Below are 23,513 nucleotides of genomic sequence, written 5' to 3'. Positions count from 1 at the left end.
ATTTTCGTAATACCCATACTTGAGTAAGAACCTATTTAATTACCCATACTTATTTTTTTTAGTTTAGGGACTAGCAAATTGGTTTATTATTTATTTGATAGTCCCTTATATCATATTACTTAAGCGAAGCAAAACTTTTCTATAGCACGAGCAACACCAGAGTTATTATTTGTTTCTGTAATAAAATCAGCTTCTGATTTTAGAAGATCCATAGCATTACCCATAGCAACACCAAGGCCTGCAAATTGAATCATAGATAAGTCATTTTCAGAATCACCTATACATATAACCTCATCTTTAGTTATTCCAAGTCTTTTTGCTAACCTTTTAGCTGCATTACCTTTTGAAGAATCTTTTTGCATAATTTCAAAGTTATTTACCCCAGAGCTTACAATGTGAAGAAAATCACCAAAAGTCTTAGTAATTTCTGCTCTAGCATTTCTGAATCCATCTAAATTACTATCTTCACCAACAAAACATTTTAAAATTTTGCCTTCAAATTTAGAAATACCATCATTGATATTATCAAAAACAAGAAAGTTAACCTTAAATTCATTAGGAACAATTTTGTTAGTAACTTTATAAGAATGAGTTTCAGGAATTTCATACGAGGTAAAAATAGTATCGCCAGTTGTAAAATTAGCCTTTAAATTATATTTTTTTAAGATTTCTGCACAGCCAATTAAAATGTCAGAAGGAATAGGATTGTTATAAATAACATTTCCATCACCACTGTCCTTAATAGAAGCTCCATTAGCAGTTATTATAGGTGCATCAATGCCAACAATTCCGGAATAATATTTAGCCGAAGCATAAATTCTACCTGTAGTTATAGCAATATGTATTCCCATTTCAGTAGCCTTTTTCAAAGCCTTAATATTATCATCGCTAACCTGGTTATCAGTATTTAATAATGTACCATCCATATCAATACAAATTAATTTATATTTCATAAGTTATTTCCTCCTAAAAGATCATTAGTAATTTTATTAATATAATTTTCTTTATGATTAAGTTTATTATACCATAGTAGGCATCTTAAAAAACATAACAAGACAATATGCGTTAGTCTATTTTGTATCTTGAAATATGGTTTAATGCACTTTGAAAAAAAAATCTGAATTTAAAACTATTTTTTTGAATATGAATTAAGAGTCCTAGGAGTATTAACTCTTAGGGCTCTTTGCTGTTTAGAGAATTAATGAAAAGCTGACTTTAGCTTTTCTAATGCTCGTTTTTTTAGGTTTGTACAATAGTAGTAATCTTTTCCTTTTAATTGTGCATACTTAGATAGATATTGTTTTTTGTCAGTTGAATCATTTAAGTATAAAAAACTTATTAGTTCCAATTCCTCTTTATCTAAGAGTTGCAGTGAAAATCGTAACTCTTTTAAAGTTACGGTTTTAAAAACAATTTCTTCTAGAGTTTCTTTGGATTCAATAAGATCTATAGATTCCATATCATCTTTCATCACAATGTTTAAACTAAGGCATTGGCTATGTCTAATCTCATTTCTACATAAATAATTAAAGTTATTTTTAATAGACCAAAAAATATAAGCATTAAAACTTTCAATTCCTTTGTTTATATCAAAACTATTTATTGCCTTAAGAACTGATTCTACCCCCGTTTGTATAAGATCTTCAAAGGTATACCCATTTAAGAAAACTGGTTTAGTTTGATGAATTATTAATCCATAATATTTATCGATTAACTTTTCTTTTGATTTTTCATCTCCATTTTTAGCAAGTATCAACAAGTCGATAACTTCCATATAAAAAATTTCACCTCCAATTTTAAATAAATACTGATAAATTTTTTCTTAATAAATTTGTTAATATTTTCATTATAAAGACATTGCATAATGAGAACGTATATTCTATGATTAATATGATACAAGTTTTATTTAGTAAAATCAAGAAAAAATTGAGAAAATATTAATTTATAAGTACGGCTTATTTCAAATTCATTTTCTGACACCTCGTTTTCTTTAGAAATTTTAGAATCGTTAAAATTAGTATTTTTCATTTATAAAATACCTCCTTAAAAATTTACTCTTACACTTAAATATATGCAGTAAATTAACTTTTTGAAAAAAACTTTTAAATAGGTGTTTGGAAAACTTAAAGCAGGTATTTGGAAAACTTAAAGGGGGTATTTCGAAAACTTAAAAGATAATAATACAAGTTAATAATACAAGTTAATATATTTTAGATATATTGTCTTTTAAATTTATAATATTAAAAAACACTAGCTTTTGAGAAAATAAAAAACTGAAATACTAAGAAATAAAAAACTAAAAGGAGTGGATGTTAGTGGAAAGATCATTTAAAGGCATTTGGATTTCAAGTGAATTATGGTTGAAAAAAGATTTAACACTTATAGAAAAGGTGTTTTTAGTGGAGATATCATCTTTAGATGGGGTGGCAGGGTGTTATGCAAGAAATGATTATTTTGCAAATTTTTTTGATTTAAGCAAATCTAGGTGCTCTACAATAATTAATACACTAAAGAAAAAAGGATATATTATCATAAATTATATTTACAAAGAAGACAGAAAAACAGTGGAACGTAGAGTTATAAAGGTTAATGAAAATATGCTAACAAAAAAATCCGTTAAGAAAACTAAAAATATGAAGCAGGTAAATGAAAAAGCAGATCTTGGGGAATTAGAAATTATAGAACCAGTAGTGAAAATAGCTAAAGAGCCATCAGTACAAATACAGTTAACAATAAAACAATGTGAAGAAGAAACAGGACAAGCTATAGGAACAGCCGGAATATCAGAAACAGAAGGAATTGGAGGTGAGGCAGAAGACAGCATAGAGAAAAATGGGGAACCTATAAGTGTAAACACTAAAGAAGTTTCTTGCGGGGAAATTATTAATTATTTAAATGAAAAATGCCACAAGAAGTATAGGCTAACAACTGGAAAAACTCAGAAATTAATAAATGCAAGGGTAAGGGAAGGTTTTGTAATAGCTGATTTTAAAAATGTAATTGATAGAAAGTCTAAGTCTTGGTTAGGTTGTAGCATGGAAAAATATTTAAGGCCAGAAACTTTATTTGGAACAAAGTTTGAAAGTTATTTAAATGAAAATAGCAGTAATGACAATAATAATTCAAGTAGAGAAGGGGGACAAGCTTGTGGAGAACAATATAAAACTTTTAGAAACAATAGAGAGGATAAGAAAAACACAGAAGTTAAACAACCAAGCAAATGGCTTAAAGGATGTAACAGAGCAAGCGGTATCCTTACAGACGAAGATAGGGAATGGGCAGATAGGGAACTTTTCTAAGGTATGTCCTTTATGTGATGACACTACTTGGATTGAGTATATAAAAGATAAAAGAACCTGCGCTTATAGATGTGAATGTTACAATAAAATGCAAAATGATAAAAATCATGGGTGGAAGGATGTTGGTTTAACTTTAGAAAGTAGTAAATTAAATTTTACAACCTTTAAACCTTGGAATGAAAAAGTGGAGACTATGAAAAATACTGCAGTAAATTATTTAAAAGATTTTGATAGTATTAGAGATACAAGATCAAACTCAATAATATTTTCTGGAAATCCCGGATGTGGGAAAACACATTTATCTATAGCAATTGCAAACAACTTAATTAGGAAAAAGAAAAAAGTTATATATATGCCGTACAGAGATATAATTATTGGGATAAAACAAAACATGTTAGATTCAGAAATGTATAACAATACATTAAATAAATACAGAAAAATAGAAGTGCTATTAATAGATGATCTATTTAAAGGTCAAAGAACTCAATCGGATTTAAATATAATGTTTGAAATTATTAACTATAGATATATGAATAACCTTCCAATGATAATTTCAACGGAATTAACAATAGCGGATATTATCAAGATAGATGAAGCTGTTGGAAGTAGAATTTATGAAATGATAAGAAGTTATACAGTAGAAATAATAGGAATAGAAAATAATTATCGTCTTAAATAATATATATAACAAATAATAAAATGAACAAAGTGTTAACTTTTCAGTAATAATAATAATTTGATAGAAAAAAACACAATTAAATTTAAAAAGTAGATTTGAAAGGTGAAAACAATAACAATACAAAAAGCGACAATTTACAAAAGGACTAAAGTCCTTTTGTAAATAAAAAAACAATTTTATTTAATAACTAATTTAAAATATAGAATATAAATACATTTTTAAATAAATCAAAAAAATAAATCGAAAAAATCAAATTTTTTTAAAAATATAAAATGAAATAATTTGAAATAATTTAAATTTAGACTAATTAGTTCAAAAACATTTATTTTAATTTATGTTATAATGAATATCATTGCAATTAAACAGATGAGAATCTTAGGGGGAATTATGAAAACGAATATAAATATACAAGAACTTTTAGATACTTTTAAAAAAAGGTGGAAATTAATACTTATATGTACCCTAACAGCTACCTTGTTATCTGCAATAGGAACATTTTTCTTAATTAAGCCACAATATGAGACTGGTACTAAAGTGTTTATAGGAAAAGAAGAAACAAAAGCTAAAGTTAAAGCTTATGATAATAATGAGATAATTATGTATCAAAAACTTTTGAAAACATATTCTGAAATTATTAAAACAAAAGATTTAGCTAAGGCAGCAATTAAAGACTCAAATGTTGACATAAAGCCAGAAGAACTTTTAAGCAACTTAACTATAGTTCCACTAGCAGACACTCAAATATTACAAATAAAGTTTAAGAGTGAAATGCCAAATGATGCAAAAAAAATAGTAAGTTCCATTACAGACAAATTTATAGAGTTATCTAGTGAATTAGTTCCTAATGGAAACATTCAAATATTAGAAGATGTACAAGTTCCTAAAAATCCAGTTAGTCCAAATAAAAAAATGAATATTACAATTGCAGTTTTACTTGGGTTAATGGTAGGAATAGGACTAGCCTTTTTATTAGAATTTTTAGATGATACTTTTAACTCAAAAGATCAAATGGAAAGAGAATTAGAAATAGCAGTTATAGGGGTTATACCAAATATAGATGAAGATTAGAAAAACTAAGTAGTCACTATTATTAAGATTATTATAAATAATTAAAGATTCTATGCAAATTATAAAGATGTGTTTGTGTTTAAAGATGTTTGTCTAAATTTGCGAAAATATATATTGTAAAGGTATAAAAATATAAGTATAGATGTTATAATGAAGGAAATATAAGCAAAAATTGAAGAAAATTAAACAGGAGAGTGAAAATATTGGAAGAAGAAGTAATAAGAATTGGTGACTTAATAGAAGCGCTTAAGAAAAGATGGATAATGATAGTTTTAATTACTTTAATAGCTACATTAACATCTGGGCTAGTAAGTTTCTTTTTAATTAAACCACAATATGAAGCGAGCACTAAAGTTTTTATAGGTAAAGAAGAAGGAAAAGGTGAAGCTTATAATAGTAATGATATACAAATGTATCAAAAACTTATGAAGACATATTCAGAAACAATAAAAACTAAGGATTTAGTAAATAGAGCTTTAGAAAATGTTAGAACAGATTTGAATGAAGGGGATGTACTTGGAGGAATAACAGTTGTTCCAGTTGCAGATACTCAAGTTTTACAAATAAAATTTAAGACTGGTAACAATTATGATGCTAAGCAAATAATTGAAGCATTAACAGATGAATTTATAATTACTTCAAAGGAATTAGTTCCAAATGGTAACATAAGAATTATTGAAACTGTAGAGCTTCCAGAAAATCCAGTTAGTCCAAATAAAAAAATGAACATAGCAATTGCATTTCTTTTAGGATTAATGGTAAGCATGGGCTTAGCTTTCCTTTTAGAATTCTTAGATAATACATTTAAAAGCAAAGAGGAACTTGAAAGAGCCTTAGAAATACCAGTTTTAGGTGTTATACCAAATATAGATGAAGATTAGAGGAGGAAGAAGATATGTTTATAGTAGAAACAAAGCCAAAATCAATAGCAGCAGAAAGCTATAGAACTTTAAGAACAAACCTTCAATATTCTTCATTTGATAAAGAATATAAAGTAATTGTTGTTACAAGCTCAGAACCTGGTGAAGGGAAATCAACAACAGCAGGAAACCTTGCAATGTCTCTTGCACAAGGGGAAAAAAAAGTTATTTTAATAGATTGTGATTTAAGAAAACCAAGTTTACACAAAAGGTTTAAAATATCAAATATTATGGGGTTATCAGATGTTCTTATAGGACGAGAAGTTATAGAAAATGCAGCAACCAGATATAAGAAAAATATAACTGTTTTAACATCAGGAAAAATACCACCAAACCCATCAGAAATGTTAGGTTCAAAAGCCATGACAGCACTGCTTAATGAACTTCAAGGAATATTCGATTATATTATTTTAGATACGCCACCTATTCAAGCAGTAACAGATTCGCAAATATTGGGAGCAAAAGCAGATGGTGTAATACTTGTGGTTAAAGCAGAAAAGACAAAAAAAGAATCAGTTCAAAATTCAATTAATTTACTTAAGAAAGTTAATGCACATATAATTGGAACTGTTCTTAATGGTGTAGATAATAAAAGAAATAAGTATTATTACTATTATGGGGAGAAAAAGTAATGGTAGATTTACATTCACACATAATATGGAATATAGATGATGGATCAAAATCAAAAGATATGACACTTAATATGCTTAAAATAGCCGAAGTAAATGGAACAACTAAAATAGTAGCCACGCCACACTTCTATAGGGGAGTGTGGGAAGCTTCAACTGCTGAAGTTCGCGAAAGATTGGAAGATGTTAAAACTCTTGCAAAAGAAAATAATATAAATATTGAAATATATAGTGGACAAGAAGTTTACTACTCAGAAAATATTCTAGACCATTATAATGAAGGGTTTATAAGCACAATAAATGATTCGAGATATATGTTAATAGAGCTTCCAATAAAAGAGTTTAACATTTCGGAAGTTGTAGATAATATATATGAGTTGCAGTTAAAAGGACTCGTACCAATACTTGCACATCCGGAACGTTATATTCCATTTATAAAGAACCCAATATTAATAAATAAGTTTATAAAAGAAGGATTCCTATTCCAATTAAACTCAGGAAGTTTGGTGGGGTATTTTGGGAAAGATGTGAAAAAAACAGCAGAAATGTTTTTAGAAAATAAATTATATAGCTTTATAGGTTCTGATGGGCACAGAGATGAAAAAAGAGATACTAATTTAACTGATGGAATAACTGCTACAAGGAAGATTAATAGTGAATATGTAAATATATTCAAAGAGAATGGACAAGCGGCTATAGAAAATAAAGAAATAAGTTTTATGGGGATAACAATAAAAGAGAAGAAAAAAGGGTTTTTAGGGAAAATTTTTGGTTAGTTAGTAAAATGAAGGGACGGGGTATTTTTTGGAAAAGGTTGATTTAAATACAGAAATAATACAACAAATAGAAGTGACTATAGAAAATGAAAATAAATTATACTTATTTTCAAAAAGAGCTTTGGATATAGTCGCATCTTTAATAGGATTAATAGTATTAAGTCCACTAATTGTAATTATAGGGATTTTAATAAGAATAGAATCAAAAGGACCAATTATATTTTCTCAAAAGAGAATAGGATTAAAAGGTAGGAAGTTTGAGATGTATAAATTTAGGTCAATGGTACCTAATGCGGAAGAATTAAAGAAAAAACTATTAGAACAAAACGAAATGTCAGGACCAATGTTCAAAATGAAAGAAGACCCTAGAATAACAAAAACAGGTAAATTTATAAGAAAAACAAGTATAGATGAACTGCCACAACTTATAAATGTGCTAAAGGGCGAAATGAGTTTAGTAGGACCAAGGCCAAGCCTTCCAAAGGAAGTAGAAAAGTTTGAATCTTGGATGTTAAAAAGATTAGAAGTGAAACCAGGGTTAACTTGCTATTGGCAAGTGTCTGGTAGAAATAATATAGATTTTGAGCAGTGGATGCAATTAGATTTAGATTATGTGAATGATAGGAACTTTTTACTTGATATTAAGTTGATAGTTAGGACGTTTTTTGTTTTATTTGGAGATGAAAATGCACATTAATAAGGGGGAAGACAAGATGCTATGCGCTTTAATTATGGCTGGTGGTAAGGGAACAAGATTTTGGCCTTTATCAACAGAGAAAAAGCCTAAACAGTTCTTAAATCTTATAGGTGAGGAAACTATGATACAAACAACTGTAAATAGAATTATTCCTATAATACCAATAGAGAGAGTATTTGTTTGTACTGCGGCTATTTATGTTGATTTAGTAAAAGAACAATTACCAGAGATTCCAGATAGAAATATAATAGTTGAACCACAAGGAAGAAATACAGCACCTTGTATCGCGCTCTCAGCGCTGGTTATTAAAAAATATTATAAAAATGCAAATATGGTAGTTCTTCCTGCTGATCATTTAATAAGAAATGAAGAGAAGTTTAGAGAGATTATAGAAATTTCAAATGAATATTTAAAAGAAAATAAAAAGGCAATAGTTACATTAGGTATGAAGCCAGATAGACCTGAAATAGGATATGGTTATATAAAGTATGGTAACGAAGGGTTAAAGATAAGAGGAAATAGTGTAATAAAAGTAGAAAAATTTGTGGAAAAGCCAAATTTAGAAACTGCAAAGACTTACTTAGAAAATGGTTCTTATTTATGGAATGGTGGAATGTTCTTATGGAATATAGAAAATATATTAAATGAGATAAAGACTTATTTACCGAATACATATGAGGCTATTAAGGGAATAGAAGATGTAAAAGAAGAAGAGTTACAAATACTTATAAATAATGAATATGGTAAGACGGATAGTATTTCAATTGATTATGGAATATTAGAGAAATCTAATGAGATATATGTTGTTCCTAGTGAAATAGGTTGGGATGATGTTGGAAGTTGGGAGGCAATTGAAAGGTATAGAGAAAGGGATACTATGGGAAATATACATGTAGGAAATATAAATAGTATTGATTCCCAAGATAACTTAGTAATTGCATCTAATCAAAAGGTAATAATTGATGGATTAAGTGGGATTTATGTTATAGAAAACAATGGACAAATAATAATTGGTAACAAAGAAAATGTTTCAAATATAAAAAAATTAAAATCAATAGTATAAAATTTTGGAGGTACAATAATGAAAAAAGCACTAATTACAGGAATAACAGGACAGGATGGATCATATTTAGCAGAATTATTAATAGAAAAAGGATATGAGGTACATGGAATAGTTAGAAGACATAGTACTATAAATACAGGAAGAATAGATCATTTATTTGAAAATCCTGAAATTGGAGGTAAGACTTTATTCTTACATCATGGAGATTTAACAGATTCAAGTAACTTAAATAGATTAATAGAAAAAATACAACCAGAAGAAATATATAACCTAGCAGCTCAATCACATGTTGCAGTAAGTTTTGAAGTTCCAGAATATACAGCAGAAGCAACAGGGACAGGTACTTTAAGATTATTAGATGCAATAAGGGAATCAGGAGTTAAGTGTAAGTTTTATCAAGCCTCAACTTCAGAGTTATTTGGTGGAATTCCAGAAACAGCTCCACAAAGTGAAACAACTCCATTCTATCCAAAGAGCCCATATGGTGTAGCTAAACTTTATTCATATTGGATAACAGTAAACTACAGAGAATCATATAATATGTTTGCTTGTAATGGGATATTATTTAACCATGAATCACCAAGAAGGGGGGAAACTTTCGTTACTAGAAAAGTAACAATGGCAGTAGCTTCAATAATGTCAGGAAAGCAAGAAAAGGTATCACTTGGAAACATAGATACAAAGAGAGATTGGGGATTTGCTGGGGATTACGTAGAAGGTATGTGGAGAATGTTACAACAAGAAAAACCACAAGATTACGTACTTGGAACTAACGAAACTCATACAGTAAGAGAATTCGTAGAATTAGCGTTTGCTGAAGTTGGAGTAGAAATAGTTTGGGAAGGAACTGGAGTAGAGGAAAAGGGAATAGATAAAGCTACAGGGAAAGTACTTGTAGATATTAATGAAAGATACTTCAGACCAGCAGAAGTTGAACTTCTATGGGGCGATGCAACTAAAGCTGAAACAGAACTTGGATGGGAGAGAAAAGTTAGTTTCAGAGGGCTAGTACAAATGATGGTAGAGGAAGATATGAAAGAAATTGCTGGTATAGGTTCAAAAGAATTTGCAACTAAACAAGAAGCAGCAGTTACTAAGTAGTGAATGTAGTAGCATTTTATATATCTGAATATGGGTTTGGTCATGATTCAAGAAACATACCTATTATTAGTTATGTTATGTTATTTAAGATAATAAAGATGTTAGAAAGTTTAGAAAAGCGGATGCCAAACTATAAAGAAAACAAATTTAACAATAGTTATAAAGAAATTGCAAATAAGTATAGATAACTATTTAAAGAAAGGTGTTTAGTTATGAATAAAGAAAGTAAAATTTATATTGCAGGACATAGAGGTTTAGTAGGATCGGCATTAGTTAGAAAGTTAGAAATAAGAGGATTTACAAATATAATTTCTAGAACTCATAAAGAATTAGATTTAACTAATCAAAATCAAGTAAGAGAGTTTTTTGAAACCGAAAAGCCAGAATACGTATTTTTGGCAGCCGCTAAAGTTGGTGGAATACATGCTAATAATACATATCCAGCAGATTTTATATATGAAAATTTAATGATTCAAAATAATGTTATAAAGGCTGCTCATGATTTTAAAGTAGCAAAACTATTATTCTTAGGAAGTACATGTATATATCCTAAAATGGCTCCACAACCAATAAAAGAAGAGTGTCTTTTAACTGGAGCACTAGAAGAAACAAATGAAGCTTATGCAGTAGCTAAAATAGCAGGGCTTGAAATGTGTAAGTTCTTTAAAAGACAATATGGAGATAACTTTATAAGCTGCATGCCAACAAATCTATATGGACCAAATGATAATTTTGACTTAAAGAGTTCTCATGTGTTACCAGCATTAATTAGAAAGTTCCATGAAGCAAAAGTAAGTGGAAGTGAAGTAGTTGAAGTGTGGGGAACTGGTACACCACTTAGAGAATTTATATATGTAGATGATATGGCTGATGCGTGTATATTCTTAATGGAAAACTATAGTGAAGAACAACATGTTAATATTGGAACAGGAGAAGAAGTTTCAATAAGAAGACTTGCTGAAACAGTTAAAAAAGTAGTAGGGTTTGAAGGTGAATTAGTATTTAATACTAATATGCCAGATGGAACTCCAAGAAAATTAACAACAGTTCATAAGCTAAATGAACTTGGATGGAAACATAAGGTAAGCTTGAATTCAGGAATTGAACTTGCTTACAATTCGTATTTAAGTACCAATAAAGGAGTATAATATGAAAAAGAAAGTTCTATTTATAAATACAAGGTTAATTTATCCTGTAAATGGTGGAAGGAAAGTTGTTTTATATAATTACTGTAAAGGGCTTAATGAAAAATTTAATTGTGCTATAGATATATTAACATTTTTGGACAGTGGAGATAGACAGCATTTAGATAATCAACCTGAATTTATAAATTTAAAAGGTGTTTTAAAGACGCCAAGTCTATTAGAAAAAATATATAATGTTTTAATAAACAGCATAATTAGAAGAAAGTGGCCAATTCAAGTTTCATTATATTATTCAAGAAATGCACAAAAACAAGTTAATAAATATATAGAAGAAAATACACCTGATATTATAATATGTGACATGGCAAGAATGGCAGAATATGTAGTTAATTGTAAAGAAAATTCTTTTAAGAAGATATTGGATATGGATGATTTGTTATCTAAAAGATATAAGAGACAACTTGGAAGTGAAGAATTGGGTGGGGAAGCTATAGGTGAATATATTAATAAAATTCCTAAAAGGTTTAGAGGGATATTAAATGTTAATATATTTATGAAGAAGATATTAAATTTAGAATGTGGTTTGCTTGAGAAGTATGAGATAAGACTAAAGAATTATTTTGATAAATATATTTTTGTATCACCAATAGAAGCGGAAGAGTATAATAAGTTATGTTGTTTTGATAAAGCGGATTATGTAACTATAGGTGTGGATTATGAATACTATTCTAAAGAGCTGAATAATGAAAAAAAGAAAGAAATAATATACTTAGGAAATATGAACATTTCACATAATAAAAAAGCAGTTGAGTTTTTTATTAATAATGTTCTTGAAGATATAATAAATAAAGATAATGAAATTATATTTAAAATAGTAGGGAAATGTGATGATCAAAATTATATGAATAAAATAATGGCAAATAGAAATGTAATTATGACAGGTGAAGTTGATGATATTAGAGTGCATGTACAACAAGGCCTAGTATCTGTAGCTTATTTAACTTATGGATCAGGTATAAAAACTAAGATATTAGAAACACTTGCTATGGGAGTTCCTGTAATAACAAATTCAATTGGTGCTGAAGGTATAAAAATTGATACTAAGTCAGGATTAATAGTAGAAAATGAAATAAGTAAAATTGCAAATATAGTATTAAATTTAATAGAAGATAAAGAACTGAATAACGAGTTATCTATAAAAGGTAAGAAGTTTATTAGTGAAAATTATAGATGGAGTAATACGCTTGAAAGATTTTCAAATATAATTTAGAGGATGGGTAGTATGGGAAATATAAAATTTTCAATTATAATGTGCACGTATAATGGTGGAAATAGAATAAGTGATGTTGTTGAAAGTGTCATTAATCAAAATGGTTATAATGAATATGTGAAAGAATTTTTAATTATTGATAATAATTCAAATGAAGAAACGGTAGAAATTATCAACAATAATATTATAAGAGATAGTAGAATTAAGTCGATAAAGGAACTTAAACAAGGATTAAGCTATGCTAGATTAAAGGGTATAGAAAACTCTAATTCTGAATGGATAATATTTATTGATGATGATAATATTTTAGAAGCAAATTGGATAATTAGTACGAATAACTATATAATTGAAAACCATACAGTTGGAGCTTTTAACGGAGTTGTAATACCCTCGATAAAAGAGGAATTAAGTCAAGAACAGAAAAAAATTTTGAAAAATGTTTTACAAGGATTAGCATGTACTGATTATTCGATTAATAATATAAGAGCTGTTCAGAAAAAACATCCATATAGAATTCCTTTTGGAGCAGGGTTAGTAATAAGAGCAGAACCACTTAAGGAGTTAGCTGAAAAAGGTTGGCTTTTAAGCAAAGGAAGAACTAGTGATAATTTAACAAGTTGTGAAGATACAGAAATGTGTTTATACGTGAAATCAAAAGGTTTTAAATTCGGATATAATAATAAAATGGTGATATATCATCTTATTGATGTAAAAAGATTAGATATGGAATATTTGAAAAGATTGTGGATAGGATTTGCAGATGGAAATTATAATTTGATAATAAATTCAAAGTATGGAAAAATAAAAGCTAAGCTTTATTCATATTTATTACAATATAGAAGAATTTCAAGTAAAATAAGAGTTATTAAAAACAAGGAGTATATAGTTAAATATAACTTAAATACGATATATAGAGAAAGGTATATGTGTAGACTTAAGTCTATATAGTTAGAGGGGAAGGCTAAAAATGAATTTATTTTCAATAATTACGGTATGTTATAATAGTGAAAAAACAATAGAAAAAACAATACAATCTATAATTAATCAAAGAAATGGTAATTATGAATACATAATAATAGATGGAAAATCAACGGATTCTACATTAGAGATAGTGAATAAATACAAAAAAAAAATGGGAAATAAATTAATTGTTATTTCAGAGAAAGATAATGGTATTTATGATGCAATGAATAAGGGAATAAGATTAGCCAAGGGAGAATTTATTGGTTTTTTAAATAGTGATGATTTTTATGAAGATAATGCATTAAATATAGTAGAAAATAAAATACAGGAAACTGACGAGTATATATATGGAAACACTAATTTAATATATGCATTTGATAAAAAAATAATAGAAAAAATGAGTTGTTCGGTTAATTTATTAAATGAAAAAACACTAAGAACTGGAATGGGATTTAGTCATCAAAGTTGTTTTGTTAAGAAAAATGTATTTGATAGAATTGGTAATTTTAATATTAAATATAAGGTTGGAGCTGATTGGGATTTTACTATTAGATGTTATAAAAATAATATTAAATTTAGAAAATTAGATGTTATTATAAGTAATTTTAGCAAAGATGGTATTTCAGCAAAACCACATATTTTAGAAAGACATAAAATAAGGAAAAGTAATAAATTATATAAAATTATAGATATTACTTTTATAACAGACATATCTAACCCAGCAACAGCAATACAAAATATATTTGGTCAATCAGTATTTATGAAAATAAGAGAAATTTATCATAGTTATATAAAAAGAAGGTGATATTTATGAAAAATAAAATAATATCATATATTAAATCTAAAGCTAATAAAAACAATATTATACTTAATATTAATAAAGATTTTACTGAAAAACAGAGAAAGGTAGCAATAGTATACGTGCATCAAAATTTTACACAAACATATGAAAATGTATATCACACTCAATTTCAGGAGTCAGCACAGATAATTAAATATTTTATAGATAATGATTATAGTATAGATGTTATTAATTGTCACGAAGAGAACGCAATTGATTATTTGAAAAATATAAAATATGATGTTATATTTGGATTAGGGGATGTATTTTATGAAATGTGTTTAATTAACAAGAATGCCCTAAAAATAATGTATTTAACTGAAAATCATCCGGAATTTTCTTACAAAAAGGAAATGGAAAGAATAGAATATTTTATGGATAGAAGAAATAAGAAAAATAGGGCAATAGACAAATATGTTAGTAGAAGTAATGTATACTTTAAGAAGAAACATTTTGAGGTTATAGATAAAATAATAACCATGGGGAATGGCGCTTATTTGGAAAAGTATTACACTATAAATCCTACTGGATTGGTAAATAAGGAGTTTGAATTTGAAGATGAAAATATAAGTATAAATAAAAAAACTTTTTTATGGTTTGGTTCTAACGGAGCAATTCATAAAGGTTTAGATATTGTATATGAAATATTTTTAAAAAGAGATGATATTAATTTGATAATTTGTGGATTAAATTTAAAAGAACAGAAAAAATTACGTATAAAAGAACAAAAAAATATAAAAATATTTAATAAGGTTGAAGTTAAAAGTAAATTATTTTTACAAATTTGTAAAGAGAGTTGTTGGGTTCTATACCCATCATGTTCAGAAGCAATGTCAACATCTGTCTTAACATGTATGATGCATGGAGTAATCCCAATTGTAATAAAAGAAAATGGATTTGACAGACTAGAAGATAATGCATTTTATTTAGAAAATTATAAGGTAGAATATATAGAAAAATACATAAGCAGATTAATATTGATGGATGATTTGAATATAAAAAAGATTAGAAAGAAAATATTTGATTTTTCAGAAAAAAAATTCAGTATAAATAATTTCAATAAAAATATTAAAGCTATTTTTGAGGATATAGGGGTATAAAGGAGTAAATAAGTGATAAATAAAATTTTAATTTATTTAAGTATGTTTTTTTTGTTTTATGATTCTTTTCCTTTTCAAAAAATAGGATTGGGAAGTTCTAAACCATTATCATTAGCATTTTTAGGAATATATTTTGTTCTAAATATAATGTCGATAATAAATAATAAGTATAAAAATCAAGAAAAACTAATATTTTTAATATTGATAATATTTAATTTAATATCAATAACAAAAGGGGTATTAATATATAAACAACCAGAAAATGCATTTAAATTCTTAAATGAGATAATTTCATTTATTGTTATCTATTGTTCTTTAAAAGATATATTTATAAAAAGGAAAGTGAAGATGGAAAAAAATATTAGAATAATTCTTTATGGATATACATTTAATACTTTCTTTGGAATAATTCAATTAATATATGGGTTAAGCAAAAATCAATCTATTTTGAAATTTTTTGATATATTTCTTAATAGTACTAATCATATTGAAAATGGAAGAATACAATTTTTGTTCGGAGAACCATCATTTATTTCAACGCATATAACAATAATTATTATGCCTATAATAATCTATTGTATAATAAACAAAATAAAAATTAATAAAATTATCCAATTTAGCATCTTAGTAATGTTAATTTTATCTTTAAAGGCTAACTCTCTTCGAGTGATAGTAGATATTGTAGTAGCTATAACTATAATAAGCATTATTAATAGCAAAAAAAATATTAAATTATCTTTAATACTTGTTCCAATTATAATAATATTAACTACAATGATACCCAGCATAGTAAGGGCTAATTCGGATAATTTATTAGTAATGAGAATATCAAATATTCTAAATAAATCATCTGCAATTACAGATAATTCTCTATGGGCAAGACGAGATTATACTTTAGTAGGGATAAATGCTTTAAAGAAAAAACCTATTACGGGGTATGGTGGAGGGTATTATATTTTAAATTATAGAGATAGTATTGAGGAAGTTGATCCTTATTATTACAATAATTATGAGTTGTTGAGAAACTATGATGCAGAATATTTAAATAGCATTAATATGTATGCTAGATTTTCAAGTGAATTTGGATTAATAGGTATAATAGCTATATGTATTTTCATTATACATATGATTCTGACTGTTAAAAATAAATTTTATATTTCAATTTTTATATTAATACTTTATAATTGGGTCCAAAATGATTCTTTAATATTAATAACAAATATGTTTTGGATAGTATATTTGATTAATTATAAAAAAATTGAAGAAAGAGGTAATATAAATGAAAATAATTCATTTATCAACTGAAATATCTGCTCAGTCAGCAGCTAAAAGGATAAGTGATTCACTAAACAAACTTAAATTGGAAAGTAAAATATTAACATTAAAAGGGGAAGAAAAATTTTCTCGAAATGTAAAATATTCTATTGTAAAAAAAATATTAAATCAAATTGAATATCAGTTTAAGAATAAAATAAATAAAAATAAAAGAATATATATATCATTGAATCTATCAGGAGCTAATGATTATAAAAATTTAGAGATACGTAATGCTGATATTGTTAATATTCATTGGATTAATGGTGGTTTTTTTTCTATAGATAGTATAAAAAATATAAAGAAAAATATAGTTTGGACATGTCATGATTCATGGCCATTTACAGGTATATGTCATGTTAGAAATGAATGTGATAACTATAAAAATTATTGTGAAAATTGCCATTTGTTAGATGATAAAAATAAATGGATAGCAAAAAAAATTTTTAACAAAAAGAAAAACATTCTATCTAATAATAATGTGAATTTTGTATTTCCTAGTTCAGCACATAAAAATTTTGCTTTAAATTCTGAAATTTTTACAAACATAAATAAAGATAAACTTAATGTGATAGGAAATCCAATTAATACTAATATGTTTTATGATGAGTTATATATAAGAAATAATAAAATAATAACTTTAGGCTTTGGAGCTATAGGAGGAATTAGAAATAAATTTAAAGGAATAGATGATCTTAAAGAAGCTTTAAAAAAAATGGAGATAGGAGTACAGCTAAAATTAATAATTTTTGGTTCAGATGAGCAAAAAGAAATAAATGAGTTGTTTCATGATATAGATGTAGAAATTATCAATGAAGGATATATAAAAAATGAAAATGAATTAAGACAAATATATTCCTCTATAGATGTATTTATATCACCATCTATAGAGGAATCATTTGGACAAACATTAGCAGAAAGTATGGCATGTGGATGCTTAGGAGTAGCTTATAACAATACAGGATGTATAGATATAATTGATGATAGTATAAATGGATTTCTAGCAGAATATAAAAATATAGAATCTCTTAGAAAATCAATAATGAAAGCTATTAAAAAAATAAATTTAGGCTATGATAGAAAAATATCTACAAAATCTATTTATTATAAATTTAATGAAGATAAAATAGCAACATTATATTTTGATTTATATAAAAAAATATTAAAACTTTGAGGTGAAATAAATGAAAGAAGCAATAATTATTAGTTTTTTTGATAGTGAAAATATTGGTGATATAATTCTATCAGAAAAATTATACCAAGAATATAAGAAAAAAATTAAAGTGAAAAGAATAGATTTTCTAACCGGAAAATTAATGAACGAATCAAAAAAATATATAACAATTAACAAAATTAATGAAAATAACTACAATAATGAAAAAACTATAAAATATAAGTTGAAGAAAAATAATATTATTAGTGAGATTGTTAATTTAAAGGATTCATTAAAAACAATAAAAAACATAGATTGGAGTAGCGTAGAAAAAGAAATTAAGAGTACTGATATATTAATTATTGGTGGAGGAAATATGTTAATGGGATTATCTTATGATTTTCCTATGATTTTAAATAAATATACTAAAATAGCTAAGAAATTTAATAAGGAAATAAGAATAGTATCTGTAGGTGTTGGACCATTTAAAAATAAAATTGTTACTAATATAGTTAAACAATCAGTAAAAAACATTAAACATATTAGCACTAGAGACAAAATATCACAGGAAAAATTACAAGCTATAACTAAAAGAGCGGATATCCTTTTATCATGTGATCCAGCATTACTTTATGATAATATTACAAATATGAATAAAAAGGAAAAGATAGGAGTAAGCATTTATCCTTATAAGGATCCATACTTAAATACCAAAGGAAATTCAAAAGAATATGAGAAGTATATTACTGAATTTGCAAATCTTATTAATGATATACATATAAGGTTTAATAAAGAAATAGTATTATTTTCAACAGAAGCAAATGATTATAAATGCGTAAAAGAAGTATATGATAAACTATATAATACTACTAAGAGTGATACTACGATTTCTTATATATATTCATTTGATCAAGTAATAGAATTATATAATCAAATTAAAATTCTAATTGGAACTAGATTACATTCAATGATAATAGCATACACACAAGAAATACCGTTAATTGGATTATCTTGGCAACCTAAAGTAGATGGCTTTTTTGAATATATAGAAAAAGATTCATATAAATTTAATATAGCTGATATTGGAGAAAAAAATAAGGAAATATTAGATAAATGTATTTATATTAATAATAATTATGAAAAATATATAAATGAAATTAGGAAAAGAAAATCAAAAATAATTAATGAATTCAATATTAACTTAGTAGATTTATAAAAAAGAAATTTATTAATAGAAAAAAACGATAAAATTAAATATATTTATAGGATAGAAGATGATTGGAGAAAAAATGAATAGAAAGAAAAAAATAATAAATGACACATTTATATATACTATTGGAAATTTTGGATCGAAACTTATATCATTTATTATGCTACCATTTTTCACTATGGTTTTAAGTGTTTCAGAGTACGGAACAATTGATATAATTAATACTACAGCATCTCTAATTATACCTATTATATCATTGCAATTGGGTGATGCTGCTTATAGATATTTGTTAGAAGAAGATATTAGTAAGGAAAAAATATTTACAAATGGTTTGATCGTGATATTAATCAACTCATTTATAGCAATATTTTTAATAACAATAATTAATACGGATAATGAAGTTTTTAGTAAATATAAATTTATTATAGTAGCAATAATAATTTCTAATTCGTTATATGAATATTTTAATCAAGTTTTAAGAGGATTAAATTTTAATAAGAAATATGCTCTATCGGGTATTATTTACAGTGCTGTATTTATGAGTTTGAGTATAATTTTTATATCAAAAGTAAAAATGGGGATAATGGGATATTTGTTATCTCAAATAATTACATCAATATTTATAATATTTTTTAATTTTATTTCGTGTAAATTTTATAAATTATTAGTTTTTAAAATAGAATTAGATATAATAAAATTATTATTAAAATACTCAACGCCATTGATTCTGAATACTCTAGCATGGTGGATTTTAAACGTTTCTGATAGATATATATTAAATTATATATGGGGTAATGAATATGTAGGATTATATGCAATTGCTAATAAAATTGCAAGTATATTACTAGTTTTTAACTCTATTTTCTTTATGGCTTGGCAGAATATTTCGATAAAAGAAAAAAATTCTAAAGATAGAGATGTTTTTTATAGTAGAATGTTTGAGTACTTTTATTCATTTCAGATTTTAATAACGATACTCATAAGTATAGGTAGTAAATTTATTTTCACATATTTTATTGGCGAAGAATTTATAAATGCTTGGTATTATGTTCCTTTAATAAGTTTAGCTTTATTATTTAATACATTTGCGATATTTTATGCTAGTAATTATATTACTATGAAGAAAACTAAAGAAATTATGATAACAACTATTATTGCAGCTATATTAAATATACTCCTAAATATAATTTTAATACCAAGTTATAAAATATGGGGTGCGATATTAGCAACAACAATAGCATTCTTCACTATTTGGATGATAAGGGTTCTAGATAAAAAGATTGAAATAAAGATATTATTAAAGAAAAAACATTTGGTATATAATATAATAAATATTTTAGTGTATAACTTATTTATTATGTTTAGTCACGAATATAATTATGTGCATATAATAATAGCCATTATTGTTTTAATTGCTTTTGTAATAATAAATTTTACATTACTTAAAAAACTTTTTAAATCATTAAGGAGAATATAAATATTAATTTGTAATTAGAGGAGAAATTAAAGATGAATACAAACATCAAATTAGTAATATGGGATTTAGATGATACTTTTTGGAACGGAACCTTGAGTGAAGGTGGCATAAAAGTTGATGAAAATACTGTGAAAATTATAAAAGAACTATCAAAAAGAGGAATAATGAATTCTGTATGTTCAAAAAATACATTTGTAGATGCAAAAGAAGAATTAGTTAAACTAGATTTATGGGATTATTTTATCTTTCCCAAAATTGATTGGATTGCCAAGGGAGAACTTGTAAAACAAATTTTAGATGAAGTACATTTGAGATCAGAAAACGTTTTGTTTATAGATGATAATCATCTTAATAGACAAGAAGTTAGTTTTTACAATGAAAATATTAATGTAATTGATGAAAGTTTTATACCTAAAATATTAGAACATGAATCATTTAAAGGAAAGCAAGATTTGGAATTAAGTAGGCTAAAACAATACAAAATTTTAGAAGAAAAATCAACTAAAAAGCTTGAATATACATCAAATGAAAAGTTTTTAGAAAGTTGCAATATTAAAATTGAAATATTAGATAATTGTAATGATCAAATTGAAAGAATTTATGAGTTGATCCATAGAACTAATCAACTTAATTATACTAAAAAAAGAATTTCAAAAGATGAATTATGTAAAATTATAAATGATAAAACTAGAGTGAAAAAATATATAAAAGTTTACGACGAATACGGAGAATATGGAATATGTGGATTTTATTGCATTGAGGGTGACTGTTTGGAACATTTTCTGTTTTCGTGTAGAACTATGAATTTAGGAATAGAACAATGGGTTTATGCAAATTTAAATTTCCCCAAAATTGATGTAAGTGGAGATGTTGCATATAATTTGAATGTATTTGATAAACCAAATTGGATAAAAGTAAAGGAAAATGAAAGTAATATAAAAAATGAGAAAAATAAGCCCAAAGATGTAAAATGTTTGATAAGAGGTGGGTGTGATTTAATGCAAATCTACCATTATTTAAACTCTACTAATATTGAGGTAGATACAGAATTTAATTATGCAAATAATATTGGATTAGGAATTCATAAAGAACATACTAATATATTAAAGCAAATAAAGAAACTAAATGAAATTCAAAAAAAGAAACTGGTAGAAGAACTTCCGTTTTATGAAAACGATAGTTTTGAATCAAAGATATACAATCAGAAATATGATGTTATTATTTATAGTTTATTAATAGACTATACATTTGGAGTTTATGACAATAGGAAAGACGGTCTATCTTTTGTATATGGACATTATGATAGAAAATTTACGGATAAAAGCATAAGAGAAGATATTAGAAAGTATTATAATAATAAATTAGATGATAATTTCTTTAATAATATTGATAATAATTATGAGTTTAAAGGAGCAATTTCTCAAGAAGAATTGCAAGGAAATCTAAGGTGGTTAAGAAATGAAATAGATGATAATACTACGTTAATTATTTTAAATGGCGCAGAAATTAATATTGAAAATAGTAAAGAAAAAGATAGATATTTACACCATATTAAGATGAATAAAGCTTTAGACACCGTTATAGGCGAGTTAAATAATACACACATTGTTGATGTTAGAAAATATGTAACTACAGAGAAGAATTTAGTAAATGATATAAGACACTATGAGAGAAAAGTATATAAAGAAATTACTGAAGACATAATTTCAATTATAGAGGAAAGTAAAAAAATTGAGAATAACAAATCTATTAAAAATGAAATTAGAATAAAGATAGAGGATTTTAAAAAATATATTAGAGTAATTAAAAATAAGTTTATTAACTAGATAGTTTTATTTTAAATATAAATTATTATTTTCAAAAGCAATGGTATTACATTGTTTTTAGCGTCGGTTAATATTGAAAAGCAGTCAAATTTGTTGGTTTTAGTATAATTGTTTATAATTCTATAGTTGAATTAAACTGATTTTAGGATAAATTACGAATGTGTACAAGTGGCATTCACAGGAAAAATTGATGATATTGCAGGAAAATATAATAGGAAAACTGGTAGACTAACAAATTACTTAGTTAAATTATCACTATCCCAAAGTGATAATAGTTTAACTAGATTATTAAGGAGCTAATACCTATAAGTAGAAGCACTTTTCTTAGAATAGCTCATTTAAATGAAATAAAAGCAGCTATTTCCGGGTTTAGCGAGATATTTCAAAGTAGGAGCGTAATTTTACTTAATGAATGGTTAGGTTATCATGAAAATTCTAGTATTAAGCAGATTAAAAGCTTTGTAAACGGAGTAAGAAAAGATTATCAGAGTGTTAAAAATTGTATGATTTATAACTATAATAATGGTGTCCTTGAATGCAACATAAATAGATTGAAAATGATTAAAAGAACAATGTATAGACGAGCTGGTTTTCATCTTTTAAGGCAAAAAGTATTATTTAATATTAATTAAGTAATGAACTTAATTAATATTTGATCCAACAAATATGATGACGAACCAGTTTCAAATATAAATAAACAGTTGATATTCTTATAATAGTAATATGCGAAAAAAAGTAGTATTCAATTATTGAAAATTGAATACTACTTTTTATTATCTGGTATCAAAGTAACTTTGATACCAGATAATAAAATATAAGACTATAAAAATATTAATTTGTTATATTAATACTATCAATAGAAATATGAGATGAAGTAGCTAGATTACTTTTAGTAGAAGTAACTACTATTTTAGCCGTATGGATACCAGGAACTAGATTTGTCATTTCAAAAACATTTTTGTTAGAAATAACAGAGTTACAA

Annotated in this window: 24 protein-coding genes; 21 read left to right on the top strand and 3 right to left on the bottom strand. The window is 25.8% G+C overall.

Annotated features, from left to right (window positions below):
* Positions 1-119 precede the first annotated feature (119 nt).
* From BLS77_RS05120 to BLS77_RS20505, 3 genes are all read right to left on the bottom strand, one after another.
* Positions 120-953, bottom strand: coding sequence for a Cof-type HAD-IIB family hydrolase (locus BLS77_RS05120; RefSeq protein WP_089966594.1), 834 nt, complete (start codon positions 951-953; stop codon positions 120-122).
* 245 nt (positions 954-1,198) lie between these two features.
* Positions 1,199-1,774 carry a sigma-70 family RNA polymerase sigma factor gene (locus tag BLS77_RS05115; RefSeq protein WP_089966592.1) on the bottom strand — a complete coding sequence of 192 codons (576 nt, stop codon included), beginning with the start codon at positions 1,772-1,774 and terminating at the stop codon, positions 1,199-1,201.
* A 128-nt stretch (positions 1,775-1,902) separates the two neighbouring features.
* A complete protein-coding gene (locus tag BLS77_RS20505) occupies positions 1,903-2,028 on the bottom strand; it encodes a hypothetical protein (RefSeq protein ID WP_278336645.1) in 126 nt (41 codons plus the stop codon).
* 287 nt (positions 2,029-2,315) lie between these two features.
* Between BLS77_RS20505 and BLS77_RS20240 the strand changes: the two genes are divergently transcribed.
* The 21 genes from BLS77_RS20240 (at position 2,316) to BLS77_RS20715 (ending at position 23,163) form a co-directional block, all read left to right on the top strand.
* Positions 2,316-3,299 (top strand): conserved phage C-terminal domain-containing protein, encoded by a 984-nt coding sequence (locus BLS77_RS20240; protein ID WP_242873940.1) that lies wholly within the window; start codon positions 2,316-2,318, stop codon positions 3,297-3,299.
* Positions 3,187-3,978, top strand: coding sequence for an ATP-binding protein (locus BLS77_RS05100; protein ID WP_242873955.1), 792 nt, complete (start codon positions 3,187-3,189; stop codon positions 3,976-3,978). The genes BLS77_RS20240 and BLS77_RS05100 overlap by 113 nt, the downstream gene beginning before the upstream one ends.
* A 387-nt stretch (positions 3,979-4,365) precedes the next feature.
* Positions 4,366-5,046: a YveK family protein gene (locus BLS77_RS05095; RefSeq protein ID WP_423231025.1), complete on the top strand. Its 681-nt coding sequence runs from the start codon at positions 4,366-4,368 to the stop codon at positions 5,044-5,046.
* 203 nt (positions 5,047-5,249) lie between these two features.
* Positions 5,250-5,927, top strand: a complete 678-nt coding sequence (locus BLS77_RS05090) for a YveK family protein (RefSeq protein ID WP_089966588.1) — start codon at positions 5,250-5,252, stop codon at positions 5,925-5,927.
* Between the two features lie 14 nt (positions 5,928-5,941).
* A complete protein-coding gene (locus BLS77_RS05085) occupies positions 5,942-6,598 on the top strand; it encodes a CpsD/CapB family tyrosine-protein kinase (RefSeq protein ID WP_089966586.1) in 657 nt (218 codons plus the stop codon).
* On the top strand, positions 6,598-7,371 hold the full coding sequence (locus BLS77_RS05080) for a tyrosine-protein phosphatase (protein ID WP_089966584.1): 774 nt from the start codon (positions 6,598-6,600) through the stop codon (positions 7,369-7,371). The genes BLS77_RS05085 and BLS77_RS05080 overlap by 1 nt, the downstream gene beginning before the upstream one ends.
* Positions 7,372-7,444: 73 nt before the next feature.
* A complete protein-coding gene (locus BLS77_RS05075; protein WP_423231027.1) occupies positions 7,445-8,068 on the top strand; it encodes a sugar transferase in 624 nt (207 codons plus the stop codon).
* 16 nt (positions 8,069-8,084) lie between these two features.
* The gene (locus BLS77_RS05070) at positions 8,085-9,131 is read left to right on the top strand and encodes a mannose-1-phosphate guanylyltransferase (protein ID WP_089966581.1); all 1,047 of its coding nucleotides are present in this window, start codon (positions 8,085-8,087) and stop codon (positions 9,129-9,131) included.
* A gap of 18 nt (positions 9,132-9,149) precedes the next feature.
* Positions 9,150-10,232 (top strand): GDP-mannose 4,6-dehydratase, encoded by a 1,083-nt coding sequence (gene gmd, locus BLS77_RS05065; protein WP_089966579.1) that lies wholly within the window; start codon positions 9,150-9,152, stop codon positions 10,230-10,232.
* Complete coding sequence (locus BLS77_RS05060; protein ID WP_089966578.1) at positions 10,232-10,420, top strand: hypothetical protein; 189 nt, start codon at positions 10,232-10,234, stop codon at positions 10,418-10,420. The genes gmd and BLS77_RS05060 overlap by 1 nt, the downstream gene beginning before the upstream one ends.
* A gap of 24 nt (positions 10,421-10,444) precedes the next feature.
* Entirely contained in the window at positions 10,445-11,380 is a 936-nt protein-coding gene (gene fcl / locus BLS77_RS05055) for a GDP-L-fucose synthase (RefSeq protein ID WP_089966576.1), read from the top strand.
* A 1-nt stretch (position 11,381) separates the two neighbouring features.
* On the top strand, positions 11,382-12,647 hold the full coding sequence (locus BLS77_RS05050) for a glycosyltransferase family 4 protein (RefSeq protein ID WP_089966574.1): 1,266 nt from the start codon (positions 11,382-11,384) through the stop codon (positions 12,645-12,647).
* A 12-nt stretch (positions 12,648-12,659) separates the two neighbouring features.
* Positions 12,660-13,595 carry a glycosyltransferase gene (locus tag BLS77_RS05045; RefSeq protein WP_175490783.1) on the top strand — a complete coding sequence of 312 codons (936 nt, stop codon included), beginning with the start codon at positions 12,660-12,662 and terminating at the stop codon, positions 13,593-13,595.
* Positions 13,596-13,614: 19 nt separating this feature from the next.
* Positions 13,615-14,415 carry a glycosyltransferase family 2 protein gene (locus BLS77_RS05040; RefSeq protein ID WP_089966570.1) on the top strand — a complete coding sequence of 267 codons (801 nt, stop codon included), beginning with the start codon at positions 13,615-13,617 and terminating at the stop codon, positions 14,413-14,415.
* Positions 14,416-14,420: 5 nt separating this feature from the next.
* Positions 14,421-15,551, top strand: a complete 1,131-nt coding sequence (locus BLS77_RS05035; protein WP_089966569.1) for a glycosyltransferase — start codon at positions 14,421-14,423, stop codon at positions 15,549-15,551.
* A gap of 12 nt (positions 15,552-15,563) precedes the next feature.
* Positions 15,564-16,856, top strand: a complete 1,293-nt coding sequence (locus BLS77_RS05030; protein WP_089966567.1) for an O-antigen ligase family protein — start codon at positions 15,564-15,566, stop codon at positions 16,854-16,856.
* On the top strand, positions 16,831-18,039 hold the full coding sequence (locus BLS77_RS05025; protein ID WP_089966565.1) for a glycosyltransferase: 1,209 nt from the start codon (positions 16,831-16,833) through the stop codon (positions 18,037-18,039). The genes BLS77_RS05030 and BLS77_RS05025 overlap by 26 nt, the downstream gene beginning before the upstream one ends.
* A 10-nt stretch (positions 18,040-18,049) precedes the next feature.
* On the top strand, positions 18,050-19,234 hold the full coding sequence (locus BLS77_RS05020; RefSeq protein ID WP_089966563.1) for a polysaccharide pyruvyl transferase family protein: 1,185 nt from the start codon (positions 18,050-18,052) through the stop codon (positions 19,232-19,234).
* Positions 19,235-19,307: 73 nt separating this feature from the next.
* Positions 19,308-20,705 (top strand): lipopolysaccharide biosynthesis protein, encoded by a 1,398-nt coding sequence (locus BLS77_RS05015; RefSeq protein WP_175490782.1) that lies wholly within the window; start codon positions 19,308-19,310, stop codon positions 20,703-20,705.
* Positions 20,706-20,737: 32 nt separating this feature from the next.
* A complete protein-coding gene (locus BLS77_RS05010) occupies positions 20,738-22,531 on the top strand; it encodes a hypothetical protein (protein WP_089966559.1) in 1,794 nt (597 codons plus the stop codon).
* Between the two features lie 284 nt (positions 22,532-22,815).
* A complete protein-coding gene (locus BLS77_RS20715; RefSeq protein ID WP_139164823.1) occupies positions 22,816-23,163 on the top strand; it encodes a transposase in 348 nt (115 codons plus the stop codon).
* The last annotated feature ends 350 nt before the right edge of the window (positions 23,164-23,513 follow it).

It is taken from the genome of Clostridium gasigenes (assembly GCF_900104115.1).
GTDB classification, from domain to species: Bacteria; Bacillota; Clostridia; order Clostridiales; family Clostridiaceae; genus Clostridium; species Clostridium gasigenes.
The sequence above is the reverse complement of the archived record's forward strand: the minus strand, read 5'-3'. Positions and strand labels throughout refer to the sequence as shown.

Coding starts and splice junctions, on each gene's coding strand:
- BLS77_RS05010 (WP_089966559.1), top strand. CDS start 20,738: ATGAATACAAACATCAAATTAGTAATATGGGATTTAGATGATACTTTT.
- BLS77_RS05085 (WP_089966586.1), top strand. CDS start 5,942: ATGTTTATAGTAGAAACAAAGCCAAAATCAATAGCAGCAGAAAGCTAT.
- BLS77_RS05015 (WP_175490782.1), top strand. CDS start 19,308: ATGAATAGAAAGAAAAAAATAATAAATGACACATTTATATATACTATT.
- BLS77_RS05120 (WP_089966594.1), bottom strand. CDS start 953: ATGAAATATAAATTAATTTGTATTGATATGGATGGTACATTATTAAAT.
- BLS77_RS05045 (WP_175490783.1), top strand. CDS start 12,660: ATGGGAAATATAAAATTTTCAATTATAATGTGCACGTATAATGGTGGA.
- gmd (WP_089966579.1), top strand. CDS start 9,150: ATGAAAAAAGCACTAATTACAGGAATAACAGGACAGGATGGATCATAT.
- BLS77_RS05115 (WP_089966592.1), bottom strand. CDS start 1,774: ATGGAAGTTATCGACTTGTTGATACTTGCTAAAAATGGAGATGAAAAA.
- BLS77_RS05080 (WP_089966584.1), top strand. CDS start 6,598: ATGGTAGATTTACATTCACACATAATATGGAATATAGATGATGGATCA.
- BLS77_RS05095 (WP_423231025.1), top strand. CDS start 4,366: ATGAAAACGAATATAAATATACAAGAACTTTTAGATACTTTTAAAAAA.
- BLS77_RS05040 (WP_089966570.1), top strand. CDS start 13,615: ATGAATTTATTTTCAATAATTACGGTATGTTATAATAGTGAAAAAACA.
- fcl (WP_089966576.1), top strand. CDS start 10,445: ATGAATAAAGAAAGTAAAATTTATATTGCAGGACATAGAGGTTTAGTA.
- BLS77_RS05070 (WP_089966581.1), top strand. CDS start 8,085: ATGCTATGCGCTTTAATTATGGCTGGTGGTAAGGGAACAAGATTTTGG.
- BLS77_RS05025 (WP_089966565.1), top strand. CDS start 16,831: ATGAAAATAATTCATTTATCAACTGAAATATCTGCTCAGTCAGCAGCT.
- BLS77_RS05035 (WP_089966569.1), top strand. CDS start 14,421: ATGAAAAATAAAATAATATCATATATTAAATCTAAAGCTAATAAAAAC.
- BLS77_RS05050 (WP_089966574.1), top strand. CDS start 11,382: ATGAAAAAGAAAGTTCTATTTATAAATACAAGGTTAATTTATCCTGTA.
- BLS77_RS20505 (WP_278336645.1), bottom strand. CDS start 2,028: ATGAAAAATACTAATTTTAACGATTCTAAAATTTCTAAAGAAAACGAG.
- BLS77_RS05020 (WP_089966563.1), top strand. CDS start 18,050: ATGAAAGAAGCAATAATTATTAGTTTTTTTGATAGTGAAAATATTGGT.